Below are 19471 nucleotides of genomic sequence, written 5' to 3'. Positions count from 1 at the left end.
CGATGGCAGGTGACAAAGGGAGCAGCATCATGCGTTATCTCCCATCAGCTCGCGGCCGATGAGCCAGCGGCGGATCTCGGAGGTGCCGGCGCCTATCTCGTAGAGCTTGGCGTCCCGCAGCAGACGACCGGTGGGGTATTCGTTGATATAGCCATTACCGCCGAGCAACTGGATGGCATCGAGTGCCATCTGGGTGGCGTTCTCGGCGGCAAAGAGGATGGCGGCGGCGCAATCCTTGCGGCTGGTATGGTTCTGGTCGCAGGCCGCAGCCACCGAGTAGACCAGGGCGCGGCTGCTGGCGAGCCGGGTATACATGTCGGCGAGCTTGCCCTGCACCAGCTGGAATTCGCCTATGGCCTGGCCGAACTGCTTGCGCTCGCGCACATAGGGCAGCACCACATCCATGCAGGCCTGCATGATGCCAAGGGGGCCGGCGGCCAGCACCACCCGCTCGTAGTCGAGGCCGCTCATCAGCACCCGGGCCCCGCCGTGCAGGGCGCCGAGCAGGTTCTCTGCCGGCACGGCGCAGTGGTCGAACACCAGCTCGCAGGTACTGGAGCCGCGCATGCCAAGCTTGTCGAGCTTCTGGGCCGTGGTGAATCCCGGGGTGCCCGCCTCGACGATGAAAGCGGAGATCCCCTTGGCCCCGGCGGCCGGATCGGTCTTGGCATAGATGACGAAGGTGTCGGCATCCGGACCGTTGGTGATCCACATCTTGTTGCCATTGAGCACGAAGTGATCGCCCTCGCGCACGGCGGTCAGGCGCATGCTGACCACGTCGGAGCCGGCCCCCGGCTCGCTCATGGCCAGCGCCCCCACGTGCTTGCCACTGACCAGATCAGGTAAATAGCGGGCTTTCTGATCAGGGGTGCCGTGGCGGTGGATCTGGTTGATGCAGAGGTTGGAGTGGGCGCCGTAGGAGAGGCCGACCGAGGCGCTGGCGCGGCTCACCTGCTCCATCACCAGCACATGGGCCAGATAGCCGAGGCCTACCCCGTCATACTCTTCCGCCACCGTGATGCCGTGCAACCCGAGCTCACCCATCTGTGGCCAGAGGTCGCGCGGGAAGGCGTTGCTCTGGTCAATCTCGGCGGCGCGCGGCGCTATGACTTGTTGGCAGAAGGCCTCGACCTGCTCGGTCAGGGCGCGGAGGGTTTCATCCATCAGGGCATGCATCCTTGCTCTCCTTGGTTTGTGGTGCTCACCGGTGCCACGCTCCCGAAAAAGGAGGGTTAACTGGTCAGTCCATTTGTGATTTAAGTTTACGTTAGCGTAAACGTAAATGAATTGTTAGTCTAAGGTAAATTCGTTGAGTGCCGACTGCAAGGGGCATTCCCCGTGCGGGCAAACACAAGGAGTGAGCAAGATGAGCAGCGAGTGCATCCGGCCTGCCGGTCTGCCTGAGGGGGCCTGGCGTAGTGCCAGCCAGTGTGCAGCCAAGGAGAGTGCGGCATGAGCCAATACCACACCCAGTACGGCGATCTGCCGCTCTATATTGGCGGCGAGGCGTACCCCTCCGCGAGCGAGGCGTGGATCGAGGTGACCAACCCGGCGGATCAGAGCCTGCTGGCGCGGGTGCCGAGGGCCACCGCCGAGGAAGTGGAGTTGGCCGTGCGCCGCGCTCACGACGCCTACCTGCTGTGGCGGGAGGTGCCGGCCCCCGAGCGGGCCCGGGTCATGTTCAACTATCAGCATCTGCTGAAAGTCCATCATGACGAGTTGGCGACCCTGCTGGCCCGGGAGACCGGCAAGAACCTGGCGGATGCCAAGGGGGACGTCTGGCGCGGCATCGAGGTGGTGGAGCAGGCCTGCGGCATTGCCAGCCAGACCATGGGGGAGACCATGGGCAACGTGGCGCGCCGGGTGGATGGCCACTCCTGGGTGCAGCCGCTGGGGGTCTGTGTCGGTATCACGCCGTTCAACTTCCCGGCCATGATACCGCTGTGGATGTTCCCGTTGGCGGTGGCTTGCGGCAACGGCTTTGTACTCAAGCCTTCCGAGCAGGATCCCCTGACCCCCATGCGCCTGGCCGAGCTGTTCACCGAGGCGGGGGCGCCAGCGGGCATCCTCTCGGTGGTGCACGGCGGCGCCGAGCAGGTGGATGCGCTGCTGAGTCATCCGGATGTGAAGGCGGTCAGCTTCGTCGGCTCGGCCCGGGTCGGGGCGCACGTCTATCGCACCGCCACCGAGCACCTCAAGCGCGCCCAGTGCTTCGTCGGCGCCAAGAACCACATGGTGATCATGCCGGATGCCAACAAGGCGCAGGTGCTGAGCAATCTGGTGGGGGCAGGGGTGGGCGCCGCCGGTCAGCGCTGCATGGCCATCAGCGTGGCGGTCTTCGTGGGCAGTGCCCGCGACTGGATCCCGGAGCTTGCCACCGAGTTTGCCAAGGTGAAACCCGGGGTCTGGCACGATCCGCAGGCGGCCTACGGCCCTCTTATCAGCCCGGAAGCCAAGGTACGAGTCGAGGGGCTGATCGAAGCAGGCATTGAGGAAGGGGCCGAGTGTCTGCTGGACGGCCGCTTCTGTGACGTGCCCGGCTACCCGGTGGGCAACTGGGTGGGGCCCACCCTGTTTCGCGGCGTGACCCCCAGGATGCGCATCTATCAGGAGGAGATCTTCGGCCCCGTGCTTGCCTGCCTGGAGGTGGAGAGCCTGGACGAGGCGCTGACCCTCATCAACACCAACCCCTACGGCAATGGCACCTCGATCTTCACCGGCTGCGGTGCCGCGGCCCGCAAGTTCCGTCACGAGGTAGCGGTGGGTCAGGTGGGGATCAACGTGCCCATCCCGGTGCCGCTGCCGTTCTTCTCCTTCACCGGCTGGCGTGGCTCCTTCTACGGGGATCTGCACGCCTACGGCAAGCAGGCGGTGCGCTTCTACACCGAGACCAAGACGGTGACCGAACGCTGGTTCGACGAGGACATTCCCAGCGGCCCCAACATGACTATCCACCTGCGTTGACGGCGGGATGCAGCAAATGATGTCCGGGCCATGGCACCGGGCACTCGGATTGAACGAACAAGCACAAGGAAGCGAACAAGATGGACTTTACCCTGACCGAGGATCAGCAGGCCTACATGGAGGCCGCCACCGCCTTTGCCAACGAGGCGCTCAAACCTCACGCCGCCCGCTGGGACAAAGAGCACGAGTTCCCCGTTGCCACCATCAAGGAGGCGGCTGCGCTCGGCTTTTGTGGCCTCTACACCCCTGAGCAGTACGGCGGGCTCGCCCTGCCGCGGCTCGACGCCAGTCTGGTCTTCGAGCGTCTGGCCATGGGCTGCACCTCCACCACGGCGTATCTGACCATCCACAACATGGTGAGCTGGATGCTGGGCACCTGGCTGCCGGCCGAGGTGGCGGCAGAGTGGGTGCCGAAGCTTGCCAGCGGCGAGCTGCTGGGCTCTTACTGCCTCACCGAACCGGGGGCGGGATCGGATGCCGCCGCCCTCAAGACCCGCGCCGTGCGCGATGGCGATGATTACCTGATCGAGGGCAGCAAGGTCTTCATCTCGGGGGCCGGCAGTACCGACGTGCTGGTGGTGATGGCTCGCACCGGTGGCGAGGGGTCGAAAGGGATCTCTGCCTTTATGGTGCCCGCCGACAGCCAGGGGGTTGTCTATGGCAAGGCGGAGGAGAAGATGGGCTGGAACAGCCAGCCCACCCGGGAGGTCGCCTTCAACGGGGTTCGCATTCCCGCCCGCTACCGCCTGGGGCAGGAGGGGGAGGGCTTCAGGTTTGCCATGCAGGCGCTGGATGGCGGGCGCATCAACATCGCGACCTGCTCGGTGGGCACTGCCCAGCAGGCCCTCGACGACGCCCTGGCCCATGTGCAGCAGCGCCAGCAATTTGGGCACCCGATCAGCGAATTCCAGAGCGTGCAGTTCCGCCTCGCCGACATGGTCACCGAGCTCGCTGCCGCCCGCCTGCTGGTGCGCCAGGCCGCCGCCAAGCTCGACAGCGGCAGCCCGGACAAGAGCGCCTGGTGCGCCATGGCCAAGCGCTTTGCCACCGACGTGGGCTATCGCGTCTGCGATGAGGCTCTGCAACTCTTTGGTGGCTATGGTTATATCCGCGAATACCCCCTCGAGCGTTACCTGCGCGACACCCGGGTACACCGCATTCTGGAAGGCACAAACGAAGTGATGCGGCTGATCATCGCCCGCCGCCTGCTGGGAGACCCGGGTCTGTCGCTGGAGTAGGGGGGCACTCTCTCTGACGGATGCAGTGCCGTCGTCAGGCTTTGTGAACCAGCCGAATTTAGGCGCCATTCAACCCTGTCATCATGGCGGCAGGTTTATTGACAAGGACAATGCAATGACAAGGATCAGGCTCGAATATCACGGTCACGTGGCCTACATCACCCTCGACCACCCGCCTGCCAACACCTGGACTCTGGCCAGCCTGCAAGCCTTCCTGCAGATGATGGTGGAGCTGGATGGTCGCCCCGACGTGGTGGCGCTGGTGATCCGCGGGGCGGGGGACAAGTTCTTCTGCGCTGGCGCCGATCTCAAGATGTTTGCCGACGGCGACCTGGAGCACGCTCGCGAGGTGGCAGAAGCCTTTGGTCGCGCCTTCGAGGCGCTGGCCCGCTTCCACGGTGTCAGCATCGCCGCCATCAATGGTTTTGCCATGGGAGGCGGGCTGGAAGTGGCTCTGGCCTGTGACATTCGCATCGCCGAGCAGCAGGCGCTGCTGGGACTGCCGGAAGCGTCGGTGGGCTTGCTGCCTTGCGCCGGCGGTACCCAGCGTCTCACCGAGCTGGTGGGCCCGGGTTGGGCCAAGCGGATGATCCTGTGCGGCGAGAAGGTGAGTGCCACCCTGGCCTACGAGATGGGGCTGGTGGAGGAGGTGGTGACCGAAGGACACGCCTGGACGGCGGCGCAGCAGATGGCGCAGCGGGTGGAGCGCCAGAGCCCGAGCGCCCTGCGTGCCTGCAAACGCCTCATCAACCAGGGGCGCAGCGGCCATAGAGATGCGGCGTTGCCGCTGGAGCGCAGCCTGTTCCTCGCGTTGTTTGACGATACCAACCAGCGCGAAGGGGTGGCCGCCTTCCTGGAGAAGCGGGCCCCCTGCTGGCACTATGACAAACCCAGTGGTGAGTCCCATGACTGACCCCGTGCGCGTCGCAACCCATCCCACGGCGGACGGGCACCTCATCGGCGTCTTGACGCTCGACAGCCCTGCCTCTCTCAATGCCCTGAGCCTTGAGATGATCCAGTGCCTGCAAGAGGCACTCACGGCGTGGGAGCAAGATCCTGCCATCGTCTGCGTGCTGTTGCAGGGGGCCGGGGAGAAGGCGTTTTGCGCCGGCGGTGACATTCGCTCCTTCTATTACCGCCGGCAGGAAGAGAGCGAACAGGCGCTCTTTGCCTATGCCCGCGATTTTTTTGAGCAGGAATACCGGCTCGATCACCACATCCACCGTTACACCAAACCCCTTGTCTGCGTGGCGGATGGCATCTGCATGGGGGGCGGTATCGGCCTGTTCGCCGGTGCCGATTTTCGGGTGGTGACCGAGCGGAGCCTGTTTGCCATGCCGGAGGTGACCATAGGCCTCTACCCGGACGTGGGCGCCAGCTGGTTCTTGAGCCGGATGCCTGGGCGACTCGGACTCTGGCTCGGGCTCACCGGCGCCCGCTTCAACGGGGCGGATGCCATCGGCCTGGGGCTGGCGGATCACGCCATGGCCAGCCGCGAGCGGGCCGAGCTGCTGCCACGGCTCGCCACCCTCGACTGGTCTGGTGTTGCCGACGCTGGCGAGCAGATTGAGGCGCTGCTGGCCGGTTTGCAGCGATCCCTCGGCCAGACGCTACCGACCCCCGTGCTTTTGCCCCACCAGGCTCGCATCAATGCACTGTTGGCGGGACGTACCTTGGAGGGGGTGCTGGCTAGGTTGCGTGAGGCTGAGCTTGGCGATGCGAATCTAGTTCAAGCGTGGGCAAACTGCTTAGACGGCAGCCCCATCAGCCGCGCCATCCTGTGGCGCCAGTACTGGGCGGCGCGCCGCCAGTCGCTGGCCGAGGTGTTTGCCGACGAACTGGCGCTCTCGGTCAACTGCGTGCTCAAGGGGGATTTCGTGGAAGGGGTGCGGGCACTGCTCATCGACAAGGACAAATCCCCCCGCTGGCAGCCGCCCCGGCCCGGTGCTGACTGGCTCGACGATTTCTATCGCTGGCCCGAGGGGAAAAATCCCCTGGCCTGCTGAGGGGCCAGCGCTGCCAGGCAAGGGACGCGCTGGCCGAAAGGCCGGATTACGAACGGAGCAAGGAGCAAACTGATGACAAGGATTGGATTTATCGGGCTCGGCAACATGGGGGGGCCCATGGCCGCGAACCTGGCCAGGGCGGGCCACGCCGTGCGCGTGTTTGACTTGATGCCGGAGAGTGTCGCCAAGGCGATCGCCGCTGGCTGTATCGCTGCCGGGGATGCCCGCGAGGCGGTCACCGGCTGCGATCTGGCCATCAGCATGCTGCCGGCTGGCGAGCATGTGCGCGGACTCTGGCTGGCAGAGGGAGGCGGCCAGGAGCTGCTGGGAGCGCTGCCGGCGGGGGCACAGGTGATCGACTGCTCCACCATAGACGTGGCCTCGGCCCGCGCGGTGGGAGACGCGGCAAAGGCGCGCGGCATCCGCTTCCTCGATGCCCCCGTCTCGGGCGGGGTGACCGGCGCCGCGGCGGGCACCCTTACCTTTATCGTCGGTGGCGAGTCCGCCGATTTTGAAGCGGCCAGGCCCATCCTGGCCTGCATGGGGCAGAACCTGTTCCATGCCGGGGCGCTCGGGGCGGGCCAGATCGCCAAGATGTGTAACAACATGCTGCTCGCCATCCACATGGCGGGCACCGCCGAGGCGCTGGCGCTCGGGGTCAAGGAGGGGCTGGATCCAGGCGTCCTCTCCACCATCATGAGCAAGAGCTCGGGCAACAACTGGAGCCTGGAACGCTACAACCCCTGGCCCGGGGTGATGGAGAACGCCCCCGCGTCGCGCGGGTATGAGGGGGGCTTCATGACCCGGCTGATGGTCAAGGATCTGGGGCTTGCCATGGCGCTGGCCGAGCACGCCCACAGCGCCGTGCCCATGGGGGCACTGGCCCGCAACCTGTTCAACCTGCACGCAAGCCAAGGCCGGGAGAGCAAGGATTTCTCCAGCATTCTCGAGCTCTATCTGGATAAATCCCAGGACAAGTCCGGCGCGATGTGACGCGGGATCCTGCCTTTCATTCTTCATCCCGTCATCCGGGTCCAGGCAAAAAGGAGCATTTATGGATATCACAGGAAAAGTCATCGCCATCACGGGGGCCGGGCGGGGGCTCGGTCGCGCCATCGCCCTGCGTCTGGCCAGTCAGGGGGCCGTGCTGGCCCTGATTGACGTCAACCGCGCCGATCTGGAGGTGACCGAGGCCGAGGTGCGCAGCCGGGATGGTCGCTGCGCCCTGTTCGTCTGCAACGTGGCGGATGAACCCGAGGTGGAGGCGACCTTTGCCGCTATTGAGGAGCAATTGGGTGCTCTGCATGGTTTGGTCAACTGTGCCGGCATATTGCGGGACGGCATGCTCATCAAGGTCAAAGAGGGAGCGCTGGTGGAGAAGATGAGCCTGGCCCAGTGGCAGGCGGTCATCGACGTCAATCTCACCGGTACCTTCCTCTGCGGACGCGAGGGAGCGGCCTTGATGGCGAAAGGGGGGCAGGGGGGCGTCATCATCAACATCTCTTCCATCGCCCGCGCCGGCAATATCGGTCAGAGCAACTATGCCGCCAGCAAGGCGGGGGTCGCCTCCCTGGTGGTGACCTGGGGGCGCGAACTGGCCCGCCACGGCATCCGGGTGATGGGCATCGCCCCCGGGGTCTTTGCCACCGACATGACGGCGGCCATGAAGCCCGAAGCCATGGCCCGGATGCAGCAGGCCATTCCGGTTGGCGCCCTGGGGCAGGGGGAGCAACTGGCCCAGACCGTGCAATTCATCCTCGCCAACGACTACCTGTCCGGCCGGATCATCGATCTCGACGGTGGCCTGCGACTCTGACCCCGGCGGCGATCCGCGACTGCCCCTTGCCACTGGCACAGGGGCATTTTTATTGCAGTTTCTGCCAAAAGACCTGCCTGAAGCCCAAGGTGGCACACTGCATGGGCATGCAGGGCTTCTTTGAAAAACAGGGCTGACATCATGGAAAAACGTGAAAGATCAACGGGTCTTTCTGAATTTGAACCAGCTCACAGGCCGGGTGAGTGAGTGCTGTAGAATTGCGCGCGGTCAAGGCGGTGTGTGATTGGCACTGCGAAGGATTGCGGTCGGAATAGTCATGCAATATAGTTGCCGCCTTTTTCACGGGGTACGGATTTATCACCCCTCCCATATCGCGCGCTGTATGAATACGGATGCTCAGTCGCCGCTTAATAAAACAGGTTTGAGATGGACAAGAAACTAGGGCTCGGCGCCCTCATTTCGCTGGTGATCGGCTCCATGGTCGGTGCCGGGGTCTTCAGTCTGCCACAAAACATCGCAGCGCACGCCAGCGCCGGGGCCGTCGCCCTGGGGTGGGCCATCACCGGGATCGGCATGATCTGCCTCGCCCTGGTCTACCAGAACCTCTCCATGCGTCGCCCGGATCTCGACGGGGGCATCTTCAGTTACGCCAAAGCCGGTTTCGGTGATTTCGTCGGCTTCAACGCCGCCTGGGGCTACTGGCTCTGCCAGCTGCTGGCCAACGTCTCCTACGCCATCGTGGTATTCAGCGCCCTGAGTTACTTCTTCGACACGCCGGACAACGTCATCTTCGGCGACGGCAACACCCCGGTCGCCATCACCCTCGCCTCCCTCCTCATCTGGTCGGTGCACGCCCTGGTGCTGCGCGGCATCCAGGTGGCGGCCCTGGTGAACATAGTCACCACCATCGCCAAGATGGTGCCCCTCATCGTCTTCTGCGTCGCCGTGTTGCTTGCCTTCAACATGGAGACCTTCACCCTGGACATCTGGGGGCAGGGCAACACCGAGCTTGGCTCCGTGATGGATCAGGTCAAGTCCACCATGAAGGTGACGCTCTGGGTCTTTATCGGTATCGAGGGGGCCGTGGTGGTCTCCGCCCGTGCCCGTCATCGCAAGGATGTAGGCCGTGCCACCGTACTGGCGCTGCTCGGCGCCCTGGCGCTCTACGTCATGGTGACCCTGTTCTCCCTCGGCGTGATGAACCAGCCGCAGCTGGCGGCCCTGAAGAATCCCTCCACCGCCATGATCCTGGAAGCCGTGGTCGGTCCCTGGGGCGCCTGGCTCATCAACATCGGTCTGGTGATCTCCGTGATGGGGGCCCTGCTGAGCTGGACAGTACTGGCGGCGGAAGTACCCTATATCGCAGGCAAGACAGGGGTCTTCCCGGCCTGGTTCGCCAAGGAGAACAAGAACGGCTCGCCCCAGGTGTCGCTGTGGTGCTCCACCTGTCTGGTGCAGGCCTTCCTCATCATCATCTACTTCCAGAGCAGCACCTACCTGGCGCTGGTCAACATCGCCACCTCGGCGGCTCTGGTGCCTTACGTCTTCTCCGGCGCTTATGGCCTCAAGCTGGCGATGCAGGGCACCACCTACGAGCACCAACCCCATCAGCGCAAGCGTGACCTGCTGTTGGCCCTGGTGGCCACCGTCTACGGTTGCTGGCTGGTCTATGCCGCCGGGGTGGAGTACCTGCTGCTGGTGGCGCTGCTCTACAGCCCGGGCATCTTCATCTACTGGAAGGCGCGCCAGCACCACGGCCTGCGCAGCCTCAACCGGCTGGAGCGGGGGATGACGGCGGCCCTGCTCGGTTGCGCCGTGCTGGCCTTCTACAAGGTGATGGACGGTACCATTCCCCTGCATTAATCGGCACAATACAGAGATGGCGCAACGCCATCTCTTTTTTTATGGGCAATGGCGGTCAAGTTGACCGCCATTTAGCTATATAAGGAATTTTTATGCTGTTTGTGGGTTATCTGGTGTTGGGGGCCTTCGCGGGCATGCTGGCGGGACTGTTCGGGATCGGCGGCGGGCTCATCATAGTGCCTGTGCTGGTGTTGAGTTTTCATGCCCAGGGGGTGGCGCCGGAGATCATTACCCATCTCGCGCTCGGTACCTCGCTGCCCACCATGATCTTCACCGGTTTCAGTTCCCTGCGGGCCCACCAGGAGGCGGGGGCGGTCGACTGGGTGATGATCCGCCGCCTGGGGGCGGGCATGCTCATCGGCGCCTGGCTCGGTGGCATGACTGCGAATCTGCTGAGCGCCAGCACCCTCAACATCATCATCGGCTGCTTCGCCTGGACCATGGCGCTGCAGATGGGGCTCAACCTCAGGCCCAAGGCGGAGCGCCACCTGCCAGGGCCGGTCGGTACCGGCATCGCGGGTGCCGTCATCGGCTGGCTCTCGGCACTGTTTGGCATCGGTGGCGGTTCCATGACGGTGCCTTATCTCAGCTGGAACAGCGTCCCCATGCGTAACGCCGTGGCGGCCTCCGCCGCCTGCAGCATGCCCATCGCCTTGGCAGGCAGTCTGAGTTACCTCTACGCCGGCTGGGGTCATACCGATCTGCCTGAGTGGAGTGTCGGCTACATCTACCTGCCGGCCCTGCTCGGTATCGTGCTGACCAGCACCCAGTTTGCCCGCGTCGGTGCCAGGCTGGCCCATAAACTTTCCCCCAAACGGCTCAAGCAGGCGTTCGCCCTGCTGATGCTGTTGGTGGGGGCAAAATTCATGCTGTTTAGCTGATCCATTCGGCAGATTGTTGAAAAATAAGGCGATCGGTTCGTCTCGGGGAAGAAAGCCATTGCATTGGCAGGCCAGTTTGCCTATTCTCCTCGCCGGTGGTCCTATTGGTCCTCTCGCATTGATAACTCGTCAACCTGGTCAGGACCGGAAGGTAGCAGCCAAGGCGGGGGACTCGAGTGCCGGGATGTGGCTGGTAGGGCCACCACCTGTTTCTGAAAATCAATAAGTTACAGCTAATAGCCCCCTTCAGACCTCTTGGTAATCCACTTTGTGTGGATGAATCAGGAGTCTTCTCTGTGAATCTCTGGCTCAGTCCTCAAGGTATCTGGTACTACCGCAAGGTGACAGTGCTCCCCTGTGGTCGCCGCAAAGACATCAAGAAATCTCTCCGTACTCGGGACAAGCTGGTCGCTCGTGAACAGGTGGCTAAGATGCTTGCCTGTGCGCGTTCTCGGGTAAAACCAGCGGCTGTCCAACCAGAACCCCAGCCAAACTCCCTGCCGGAGCCTCAGCGGCTACAGCAACAGACACCCTCAGCGGCCAATCCTGCTCCTAAGGCAGTCTCTGCTGCTCCTTCTGCCATTTCATCCCCTTTGCTTTCAGAGCTCAGTGAGCGTTATCTGAAAGAAAAGGCGCTCTCGTGGGCTCCCAAAGAACTAAGCAATCAGAAGAACTACATCGGCTACTTCATCAAGGCGCTGGGAGATAGATCTCCAACCGCGTACAGCAAGGCCGATGTGGTCAAGTTCAAAGACGAATTGCTGAACTCAGGCAAGAGTCCGACGACTATCAACAAGTATCTCCAGAAGCTCTCTTTGCTGTTCGTCTGGCTGGGTAATCACCACGAGGGCATCGTCAATCACTTTGCTGGGCTCAAGTTACAACGGGTCAAAGAGGTCAATGCTCGCAGTGGGTACACATCTGCGGAGAAAGAGCGGTTGATCCAGTGGGCGAAAGAACAGAAGCCATACCGCAAGTGGATAGCGTTGCTCGGCTTGTATACCGGAGCGAGAGCCAATGAGATTTGCCAGTTGTACGCAGATGATGTGCAGCAGGTCGACGAGGTATGGTGCTTGAACATCAGAGATAACCGGCCAGACCAGAAGCTCAAGACGGTCAACAGTGCCCGCCTGATCCCTATTCACTCTTGGCTGATTACTGGTGGTTTTATCGATTTCGTGCAGGAAAGGGCAGGGGGACGGTTGTTCCCTGAGTTACCTCATCGACAAGACGGTTACAGCCATCTCTGGGGGCAGTGGTTCAGTCGTCATCGCCCTGTAGACAAAGACTTCCATAGCCTGCGGCATACCGTGGCAACAGCGTTAAAAGATCATGGTGTACCGTTACAGTACGCAGCGGCGATCTTGGGGCATACCAATGGTGCCATCAGTTATGACAGGTACGGTGGTGGAGTAGCTGTTGAGAAGCTACAGGCAGCTATCGAAGTTGCACTATGAACGCGTTACATTGGTGAACATCTTAGTAGGTACTTCAACCCAAATAGCCACTATTAGCTGGACGCTAATGAGCACAAGGAAGACCTCCATTGGAACACCATAGGCATGACACGGCACAATCTGGTTTGAATGACCTGAAAGAGCAAATTGCGTTGGAGTACGGGCGATGTCTCCTCCAGTTGCAGCAGTTTGAATTGATGCTCAAAGCAGCCCTACCCACTCTAAAGGTGAGCGGGTTCTCCGATGAGTTAGCTCGTAACGTAGAACGTGACCGCCAGCTTCTAGGCGGAAAAACGCTGGGGCATTTGGTTGGTCAGTGGAGCCAAAGAACGACGTTGGAGAATGAGCAAGAAATTGATGATGACGCTCTAAACGGCCGAGCTTACTTCCGTGTCAGCTTTGGCCTAGAAGACGGGGAGTGGATGAATGAAAAGCTCAAACAGTTGGTCGAGTTACGAAATGAGCTGGTTCATCATTTTCTGTCACGTTTTGCATTGAACTCGGAGATTAGTTGCCAAGCTGCAATCAGCTATCTGTCTACAGCAGCCAGTACCATCAAGAGCAATAAGGATACGCTGATTTCCCTCCTGACTGCATTTGAAAACGGCAAGAAAGAAGTTTTCGAGTTTATTAACTCACCAGTCGGAAAGAGTCTCTATTACTACGGCGTTATCCCTGGTGAACCGATCTACAATTGGGAAAACACAACCATCGTCCAACAGCTGAAATTTACAGAGCACTCAATAGCTAAGGATAGCTGGGCCCAGTTAAATGAAGCCATCCGTAGTATCGGGCAAAGATGGCCAGATTTATCCCCCAAGCTGTACGGATGTCGTAGTTGGCGGGAGGTTATTCATCGTTCCCAGCTCTTCGAAGTAGATAAACGACCATCTCCCACTGGTTTGATGGTTTGGTATCGCACACGCGAGGCCTAAATTATTTTTCTAATTTCTACCGCTTACACACTCAGAACAGGAGAGAGGTAGCCACACTGCCTGCAACGGTTTTAATAAGATCAAAGGTCATGTCGAGCCCCTTGATTTTAAAGGTCTCTTTAGTCTTGTCCCAGACGGTATTGTTTCTGATTGCATCTAGAAACTCATGCCCAGTAGACGTAAGGCCACTGGCAGTAAAACCAGTTACAATGTTCACCCCAAGTCGATGATCCATTTCACCTCTGACAAGCCGGGCATCAATCAGAAGTCTCATGTGTTCTGCTATAACATACTGTTCGTCAAGGGTGCTTTTATTAAAATCTGATAGACGCAATAATCTTTTATGAAAAGAAACATCATCCTCTAGTTTTGTCATTATAAGTCGAATGGTTTCCCAATCTCTTTTCATTATTAATAATCCTTGTTGTTACCAACACTTAAGTATGGAAGGGTTTGTTTTTTATCACTTATCTTCTTGTGTTCTATAGCTTGCAATTGACAGTAAATGTAGCTCATTATTTTCTCGCAATCTGCCTTATCTATTTTTAATGACCAGCCGTCTTTCTCAGACACATGAATTCGAGATAGGGTGTGATCTTCATCGTATTTAAGATTTTGTATTGGTGTGCAAAGCTCGATTGTGTGGTCGTAATCTTTAAAACTTATTACTCCTGCATAATCAGAAACAGTTAGGGTAACGTCTAGAAATTTTAACTTCACAATAGCTATCTGAGTCATCAAAATCACCGTTTAATTTGATTTGTCTGGTGATCATACTTAAAGATTTAAATCATTTCGAGAGCTGTTCGCAAAATAAATCGAGAGACAAGATTGTAAAGTTTGTGTACAATCGAAGACATGTAATAAATAATACTAATTAGTGGCTTGAAATAGCTTAAAAAATAATAGCATACGGTAAATTCTGCAAAAAATCTTTGGAGGCATCTTGAATAACCAAGCCGCGCCGATTTCCCCCGTACCCCTCATTTTCCCAGCCAGCCGGTTGCCTCACCGTCCTCTTTTTCTCACTACCTGAGCGTCTGCCCGCTTCTCTCCTTGTCCTTACCCCAAGTAATCCTATTGCTCGCACGTAGGTGATTCCTTGCTTCTTCCTGTGGCCTCCTGCGGTGTGTCTCTGTCCTTCTATTTGTCTTATTTAAGTATACCCAGTGAGACGATTTTTCACGTGGGGGATTGACCGTCTCATTTCTGTTTCATAATCTAAGTCCCGTCGGATTAAGACCTTAATGTGACAGCGTGACACCGACAAGGACTCACGTTGAAGCAATAGGAAGAAGATGAAGGAGATTTCCGCATGAATGACTTGGTTATCAGGCTTCGCCGATTCAAGGACAGGAAGTCACTGGATAGAGTCGCCCCAAGGATGCTTGATAAGGCTGCTGCTACGGGCCTCCAAGAGGAGCTGAAGGTCATCGCAGCGATTGACCACCGGCAAGCAGAGATAGCTGCTGGAAGGCATTTTGATGCGGGGAAAGTCCCTATGACAGCTTGGGCATTGGTTGATTGAGTAGGAGAGAGTGATGGGACAGGTTATCGGTTATGCACGTGTGTCGTCTGTCGGTCAATCGCTGGATGTTCAACTGGATAAGCTGACAAAGGCCGGTTGTGAGCGTGTGTACCAAGAGAAGGTATCAGGGACCAGTACAGATGGCCGTGAGCAACTAGCCGAACTCCTGCGGTATGTCCGAGAGGGGGACGATGTGGTGATCACCAAGCTGGACCGTCTGGGCCGTTCTCTCGCTGACCTGCTGGACATTACGGAACAACTGGAAGCCAAGGGCGTGACCCTGCGTGTACTGGACCAGAACTTAGAGACGACGACAGCCCAAGGGAAGCTGATGTTCACCATGCTGGGTGCCTTTGCTGAGTTCGAGACGGCTCTACGCAAGGAGCGTCAGATGGAAGGTATCGCCAAAGCTAAGGCTGCGGGGAAGTACACAGGCAGGCCCAAGAGTATCGACGAGGTTGCAATCAAGGCGACCCTGTTGGAAGGCGGTAAGTCTCTGCGGGAAATTGCTACGCTTCATGGCGTCAGCCGAGCGACTGTCCATCGCCTATCAACAAGGATGCGAGAGGATGGGGAGCTGAGTTGATCGAGTGTGTCTATCGGTTGAGCCTGGGACCATCGAAAGGACCGATCACTGGGACTGTCCCAAATAACATTAGAGAAAGCTAATTTACCCTGACCAATAGAAAGAACTGATCGAGTGACCCACTTTGATCGAATCTTTCAATCTACCCCCGAGGCTGTTCACCGCGACACCTTGGGGGTTTGTCGTTTGGGAGGACTCGACGATGACCCTGCGCCTGTCCCTCTGGGCCTTTCTCATTGCCTCCCTTCCATCCGTGTCCCTGCTGTCTTCAGGCTTTCTCTGTGGACTTGTGAGATCGTGCAGGGGTGAGCGTGTGGGGTATCATGGGGGGGAATGCGTATGGTGATCAGAGAGATCGTCTGAGAGGCTATCTGGAAGGGACCAGAGGGGGAGCCTGGGGCCGAATCTGCGCTTGTTCGTCTGAATGCCCCTGTTTGTTGTCCGTGGGTCTGTCCCGAGGTCTGTACTCCCGACGATTATCCCGAAGACACCAATAAAACACCTTCCAGAGACCTCCAGAGCAGGGGCAATTGGAGCTAGTTACTTTTCCCTGACCATAGGGGGGGATACGAAAAGACCAATACTGAAAGACACCTTTAAGACACCCCAGATAACACCTCTCTTACCTTACTTACGTCAGGTATCTTCAGGATGGCCCATTGGCTGTCCTGTTGTCGCCTCTTACAGCCATTCCCCTGATCATTCCTAGGACAACCAAGTGAGCCCATTTAGGCATCCTCCAGACAGATGACCAATGGGGATCAACATCGACGCACTAGCGTCTGTCAGACCTATCCACGGTAATGGGAATACTGGGATTAGCTTTTCCCTTGAGACCCATGGCTTTTTCACCCACATCAGTACCGCTATAATCCCGATCCAATCTGAACCATCCCCAAGACCATTGCCCAGACCTTGTGTTAGTGGGTTTGGGTTTCCTTTGCCAGACGAGGCACAAAGTGGCTCGATTGATAATAGGAGAACGACAAAATGATAACTTCTGCGTTGAACATCGCGTCCATCAATCGGACATCCGACACACAGTTCCGTACAGAAATGAGCAAGGAACAAGTGGAAGGGCTGACCGATCTAATCGAACGTGGCGTTCAGTGGAAGACCCCAATCCAGGTGGCCCGAGTCGATGGTGTCTTGTTCCTCACCGACGGCTTCCACCGTGTCGAAGCGTATGAGGCAGCAGGGTACGCTGAGATCCCTGCCGGCCAGTACGAGATCGTCGAATGCGAGACTATGAATGAAGTAATCATGTTGTCCATGCGGGCCAATGCTGCACACGGTAACAAGAACACCACAGCAGATCGTGTACGAATGGTGGACAAGTTAATCCAGATGGATGAAAAGCGGTTCATGAAGAACCCGTTTCTGGTGAACATTGACGAAGTTATGGCTGCACTCCAGCTCACTAAAAAGCAGGCTCGCCTTGCAGTTGACCCCAAAAATTCAGAGCTGAAATCGAAGCGCTGGGTTGCAATCGTGAAGAGATACAAGCAGGGGATGAGTGGGAATGCTATTGCTAAGGAACTGCAAATTGGGCAATCCACAGTATCAGATGTTATTCGCGATATTATCGAAGATGAGCGCAATGATGAGCCAAAGATCCGTCCTGGCTCCATCTTCACCACTCCGATGACGGGCGTCGAGTACTACGCCAATTTGGCAGATCTTCGCGAAACAAATCCAGCAATGTACGAAGAAGAACTGAAGGTTGCACATGCCGAGTATAGGGCTCTAAAAGCTAACATCGATGCTCTTCAAGCCCAACTTGAAGTAGCCCAAGCCAAACATAAAGAGATTGAATCTAAGATGTCGCCTGACGAGATTATCGCTGCAAGAGCTCAGTGGGAATTGAGGCGAGCAGAGCGTTCAGCCAAGTCATAGTGCCTTTCCAAAAACTACAGCTACTAATAACAAGAGAGGGTCTTTCGAGTCTCTGTGTTGGTTGGAGATGTCTATCCACTACTCGATGAAAACTTGGAGGTCTGTGGCCTTACCGAAAATGCCCAAGGGGCAAATCCGGTAACTCAGCCTCCTTCCTTTCTGTTACTCCCATCCGGTGAAAAATCCCTGACCTTAGCAATACATCTGGCCATCTCTCGGTCAATGCTCGGGCATGTTTCGTGTATCTGAAGACTGTTCTGACGTGTTGGAGAGAGGGCCTAGGAGATTCACGCTGAGGAGTAATAAAATGCAAATTACATTTAACACCAATACCTATGTTATTCGCCATAATGCCGAAGGATTGCTATCTCTTACCGACATCGAGAAAGCTTGGCGTGATTCTGGTGGTTCGGGTGGCCAGCTCAGGAACTGGTTAACGAGCGATGATTACAAAAGGATGTCCTCTGAAATTCAGAAGACTACAACCCGTGGCCGGAATGCGGAGACCTGGGGTTGTAAACGAGCAGTCATCCTCTATGCCTCTTATTGCTCAGTAGCCTTTCAACTTGCTGTTGTGGATGCTTTCACTGAATTGACCGAAGGGGATACCTTCAAAGCGGCAGCAATAGCCGGGTCTGTTGCTGTATCCCCCGAGCTGATCGAGAAACATGACAACACGCGGCAAGCGCTGAATGACATGCTCCAAGAAAAGGGTATCTCTATGGGAGGCCATGCCTATGGGAACTTCTATCGGTTGGCCTGTAAGGCTGCCACTGGTTATGTGCCTACTGTACTCACAGGGAAGAATGGGACAGTCAAAGATTACCTGGTGGCCGCGGAACATCCCGAGTGTATGGCCGCCTTGATCGCCGCGATGGAGACGATCACCATGGGCCTGAAGGTCGGTCTGAATTATCACAAGGTCGCCGCCATGCTCAACGTAGAAACCACCAAGAACGTGGAGTACTTCGATTAATCAGTCCCCCGAAGATAAAGCCATCAATGGTGGACTTCAGGTCTTCCTCAATGAGGATTTGCCTTAAGACAGGCTCTTGAATCTGCGTGAACCAGCGGTATCATTAGAGCCCGTACGTTTATGACTTACGTAAGGAGGCCGCTATGCGAATCCCTTTGCCTGACTTTGACAAAGATCCCTACATGTACGCCCTTGTGCGTCTTGGCGGCATGTTAGAGGATGTCCGGGTTGGCTTCACTACCCTTGAGGAAGCTGTCCATTCGTATCTTGAAGAGAACGAGGATTTCCCGCTTGAATTACTCGCTCTTCTCTTCGGGGCAGACATTAAAGTGATCGAGGCCATGGCCGCGCGCTATGACCCCGATGCTGCCTTGGATGAAATCCTTGGCCCCATGGAAGGCATCCCCAACCACTAACTCTGCCTTAAGCTAGTCTCTAAGCCCGCTGCGCCTCCTAAGGTCCGGCGGGTTTTCTTTTTTCTACTAAATCCAAGAGGAACCCTGTGACCCCAACTTTCACCAAGAAGTATGGCTACAACACCTTCAACACTCCGAGTGTGATCGCCCAGTCCCCGTACCTGCTGGACCCCGACACCAAGTTCAACGCCGAAGGCGACCTGAAGTGCAACTTCACCGTCGAAGACAACGACTACTGGCGCGGCGTGATCGAGCAGTGCGAGTCCGACCTGAAGGAATACGCCGCTCAAGTCCACAAGGACACCGGCAAGAAACCGCGCCTGTCAGCCGATCTGCCGTGGGTAGAGAACGATGACGGCACCATTACCTTCAAGACCAAGCGCAAAGCCCAGATCACCCGCAAGAAGGACAAGAAGGTAATCGAGATCACCGTTCCCCAGTTCGATGCCAAGTGCCAGCCAATCATGCCGATGGTTGAGATCAGCGGTGGAGCCGCCATTAATCTGAATTTGGAGATCTATACCTGGGTTGTCATCAACAGAGCGGGAGTGTCTCTGCGCCCCCTAGCGGTGCAGGTATTGGAGCTGTATGAGAAAAGAGGTCCTAGGCGTGATGCCGATGAGTATGGCTTTGGCGTGGTGGAAGGGCCTGTACTCTTGAAGCCGTTCTGATTAGGTATCAAAGAAACGACATAGCCTCAGAGGCAGGTGCCAAGGTTACCAGTGGCGGATCTCGAATAGTCATAAGAGCTATGCATGCAAAGAGATCAGCACTTGGTAACAAGGCTCTCCACGTTTTTGCTGCGTTCCTTTCCGTTGATTTACTACGTGGTTTATCCCAGAGCTTGAGACCACAGGGGAGGGCAGTTATCATGGGCTCCTCAATTGCCCCTATAGCTACTCCACTTCATGTGGATTACTTTGGTCGGGTTAGTTGTTACATTTTGAC

Annotated in this window: 19 protein-coding genes and 1 other RNA gene; 17 read left to right on the top strand and 3 right to left on the bottom strand. The window is 57.8% G+C overall.

The annotated features are described in order from the left end of the window. Positions 1-27 precede the first annotated feature (27 nt). Entirely contained in the window at positions 28-1176 is a 1149-nt protein-coding gene (locus KW824_RS01145; protein ID WP_218408639.1) for an isovaleryl-CoA dehydrogenase, read from the bottom strand. 276 nt (positions 1177-1452) lie between these two features. Between KW824_RS01145 and KW824_RS01140 the strand changes: the two genes are divergently transcribed. The 11 genes from KW824_RS01140 to KW824_RS01090 all read left to right on the top strand — a co-directional run bounded on the left by KW824_RS01140 (position 1453) and on the right by KW824_RS01090 (position 13121). Continuing rightward, positions 1453-2964, top strand: a complete 1512-nt coding sequence (locus KW824_RS01140) for a CoA-acylating methylmalonate-semialdehyde dehydrogenase (RefSeq protein ID WP_218408638.1) — start codon at positions 1453-1455, stop codon at positions 2962-2964. An 80-nt stretch (positions 2965-3044) separates the two neighbouring features. Next, the gene (locus tag KW824_RS01135) at positions 3045-4202 is read left to right on the top strand and encodes an acyl-CoA dehydrogenase family protein (protein WP_218408637.1); all 1158 of its coding nucleotides are present in this window, start codon (positions 3045-3047) and stop codon (positions 4200-4202) included. Positions 4203-4317: 115 nt separating this feature from the next. Further along, the gene (locus KW824_RS01130; protein ID WP_218408636.1) at positions 4318-5115 is read left to right on the top strand and encodes an enoyl-CoA hydratase; all 798 of its coding nucleotides are present in this window, start codon (positions 4318-4320) and stop codon (positions 5113-5115) included. Beyond that, positions 5108-6208 carry an enoyl-CoA hydratase/isomerase family protein gene (locus KW824_RS01125; protein ID WP_218408635.1) on the top strand — a complete coding sequence of 367 codons (1101 nt, stop codon included), beginning with the start codon at positions 5108-5110 and terminating at the stop codon, positions 6206-6208. The genes KW824_RS01130 and KW824_RS01125 overlap by 8 nt, the downstream gene beginning before the upstream one ends. Positions 6209-6280: 72 nt before the next feature. Continuing rightward, on the top strand, positions 6281-7201 hold the full coding sequence (gene mmsB / locus KW824_RS01120) for a 3-hydroxyisobutyrate dehydrogenase (RefSeq protein ID WP_218408634.1): 921 nt from the start codon (positions 6281-6283) through the stop codon (positions 7199-7201). Between the two features lie 61 nt (positions 7202-7262). Further along, complete coding sequence (locus KW824_RS01115; protein WP_182310621.1) at positions 7263-8024, top strand: SDR family oxidoreductase; 762 nt, start codon at positions 7263-7265, stop codon at positions 8022-8024. 387 nt (positions 8025-8411) lie between these two features. After that, a complete protein-coding gene (gene arcD / locus KW824_RS01110; RefSeq protein ID WP_218408633.1) occupies positions 8412-9848 on the top strand; it encodes an arginine-ornithine antiporter in 1437 nt (478 codons plus the stop codon). Between the two features lie 92 nt (positions 9849-9940). Continuing rightward, positions 9941-10729 carry a sulfite exporter TauE/SafE family protein gene (locus tag KW824_RS01105; protein WP_043130725.1) on the top strand — a complete coding sequence of 263 codons (789 nt, stop codon included), beginning with the start codon at positions 9941-9943 and terminating at the stop codon, positions 10727-10729. Between the two features lie 102 nt (positions 10730-10831). Continuing rightward, positions 10832-10928, top strand: an RNA gene (gene ffs / locus KW824_RS01100) — signal recognition particle sRNA small type. A gap of 97 nt (positions 10929-11025) precedes the next feature. Next, entirely contained in the window at positions 11026-12186 is a 1161-nt protein-coding gene (locus KW824_RS01095) for a site-specific integrase (protein WP_218408632.1), read from the top strand. An 89-nt stretch (positions 12187-12275) separates the two neighbouring features. Next, a complete protein-coding gene (locus tag KW824_RS01090; protein WP_218408631.1) occupies positions 12276-13121 on the top strand; it encodes an OST-HTH/LOTUS domain-containing protein in 846 nt (281 codons plus the stop codon). A gap of 31 nt (positions 13122-13152) precedes the next feature. Here the strand turns inward: KW824_RS01090 and KW824_RS01085 are convergent, their stop codons facing one another. Together KW824_RS01085 and KW824_RS01080 are read right to left on the bottom strand one after the other, a co-directional pair. Continuing rightward, the gene (locus tag KW824_RS01085; RefSeq protein WP_218408630.1) at positions 13153-13530 is read right to left on the bottom strand and encodes a DUF2513 domain-containing protein; all 378 of its coding nucleotides are present in this window, start codon (positions 13528-13530) and stop codon (positions 13153-13155) included. A gap of 2 nt (positions 13531-13532) precedes the next feature. Then, the gene (locus tag KW824_RS01080; protein ID WP_218408629.1) at positions 13533-13859 is read right to left on the bottom strand and encodes a hypothetical protein; all 327 of its coding nucleotides are present in this window, start codon (positions 13857-13859) and stop codon (positions 13533-13535) included. Positions 13860-14436: 577 nt separating this feature from the next. Here KW824_RS01080 and KW824_RS01075 point away from each other — a divergent pair. The 6 genes from KW824_RS01075 to KW824_RS01050 all read left to right on the top strand — a co-directional run bounded on the left by KW824_RS01075 (position 14437) and on the right by KW824_RS01050 (position 19194). Next, entirely contained in the window at positions 14437-14649 is a 213-nt protein-coding gene (locus KW824_RS01075; protein WP_010673871.1) for an Hha/YmoA family nucleoid-associated regulatory protein, read from the top strand. A gap of 13 nt (positions 14650-14662) precedes the next feature. Next, positions 14663-15235 (top strand): recombinase family protein, encoded by a 573-nt coding sequence (locus KW824_RS01070; RefSeq protein WP_218408628.1) that lies wholly within the window; start codon positions 14663-14665, stop codon positions 15233-15235. Between the two features lie 990 nt (positions 15236-16225). Further along, complete coding sequence (locus tag KW824_RS01065) at positions 16226-17131, top strand: ParB N-terminal domain-containing protein (protein WP_218408627.1); 906 nt, start codon at positions 16226-16228, stop codon at positions 17129-17131. A gap of 307 nt (positions 17132-17438) precedes the next feature. Beyond that, positions 17439-18107 carry a KilA-N domain-containing protein gene (locus tag KW824_RS01060; protein WP_218408626.1) on the top strand — a complete coding sequence of 223 codons (669 nt, stop codon included), beginning with the start codon at positions 17439-17441 and terminating at the stop codon, positions 18105-18107. Positions 18108-18250: 143 nt separating this feature from the next. Then, positions 18251-18523: a hypothetical protein gene (locus tag KW824_RS01055; protein ID WP_218408625.1), complete on the top strand. Its 273-nt coding sequence runs from the start codon at positions 18251-18253 to the stop codon at positions 18521-18523. Between the two features lie 86 nt (positions 18524-18609). Next, positions 18610-19194 (top strand): hypothetical protein, encoded by a 585-nt coding sequence (locus KW824_RS01050; RefSeq protein WP_218408624.1) that lies wholly within the window; start codon positions 18610-18612, stop codon positions 19192-19194. Positions 19195-19471 lie beyond the last annotated feature (277 nt).

The organism is Aeromonas sp. sif0611, assembly GCF_019218845.1.
Lineage (GTDB): Bacteria > Pseudomonadota > Gammaproteobacteria > Enterobacterales > Aeromonadaceae > Aeromonas > Aeromonas media.
This window is presented reverse-complemented; position numbering and strand designations above follow the sequence as displayed.

Coding starts and splice junctions, on each gene's coding strand:
- KW824_RS01145 (WP_218408639.1), bottom strand. CDS start 1,176: ATGCATGCCCTGATGGATGAAACCCTCCGCGCCCTGACCGAGCAGGTC.
- KW824_RS01140 (WP_218408638.1), top strand. CDS start 1,453: ATGAGCCAATACCACACCCAGTACGGCGATCTGCCGCTCTATATTGGC.
- KW824_RS01135 (WP_218408637.1), top strand. CDS start 3,045: ATGGACTTTACCCTGACCGAGGATCAGCAGGCCTACATGGAGGCCGCC.
- KW824_RS01130 (WP_218408636.1), top strand. CDS start 4,318: ATGACAAGGATCAGGCTCGAATATCACGGTCACGTGGCCTACATCACC.
- KW824_RS01125 (WP_218408635.1), top strand. CDS start 5,108: ATGACTGACCCCGTGCGCGTCGCAACCCATCCCACGGCGGACGGGCAC.
- mmsB (WP_218408634.1), top strand. CDS start 6,281: ATGACAAGGATTGGATTTATCGGGCTCGGCAACATGGGGGGGCCCATG.
- KW824_RS01115 (WP_182310621.1), top strand. CDS start 7,263: ATGGATATCACAGGAAAAGTCATCGCCATCACGGGGGCCGGGCGGGGG.
- arcD (WP_218408633.1), top strand. CDS start 8,412: ATGGACAAGAAACTAGGGCTCGGCGCCCTCATTTCGCTGGTGATCGGC.
- KW824_RS01105 (WP_043130725.1), top strand. CDS start 9,941: ATGCTGTTTGTGGGTTATCTGGTGTTGGGGGCCTTCGCGGGCATGCTG.
- KW824_RS01085 (WP_218408630.1), bottom strand. CDS start 13,530: ATGAAAAGAGATTGGGAAACCATTCGACTTATAATGACAAAACTAGAG.
- KW824_RS01080 (WP_218408629.1), bottom strand. CDS start 13,859: ATGACTCAGATAGCTATTGTGAAGTTAAAATTTCTAGACGTTACCCTA.
- KW824_RS01075 (WP_010673871.1), top strand. CDS start 14,437: ATGAATGACTTGGTTATCAGGCTTCGCCGATTCAAGGACAGGAAGTCA.
- KW824_RS01070 (WP_218408628.1), top strand. CDS start 14,663: ATGGGACAGGTTATCGGTTATGCACGTGTGTCGTCTGTCGGTCAATCG.
- KW824_RS01065 (WP_218408627.1), top strand. CDS start 16,226: ATGATAACTTCTGCGTTGAACATCGCGTCCATCAATCGGACATCCGAC.
- KW824_RS01060 (WP_218408626.1), top strand. CDS start 17,439: ATGCAAATTACATTTAACACCAATACCTATGTTATTCGCCATAATGCC.
- KW824_RS01055 (WP_218408625.1), top strand. CDS start 18,251: ATGCGAATCCCTTTGCCTGACTTTGACAAAGATCCCTACATGTACGCC.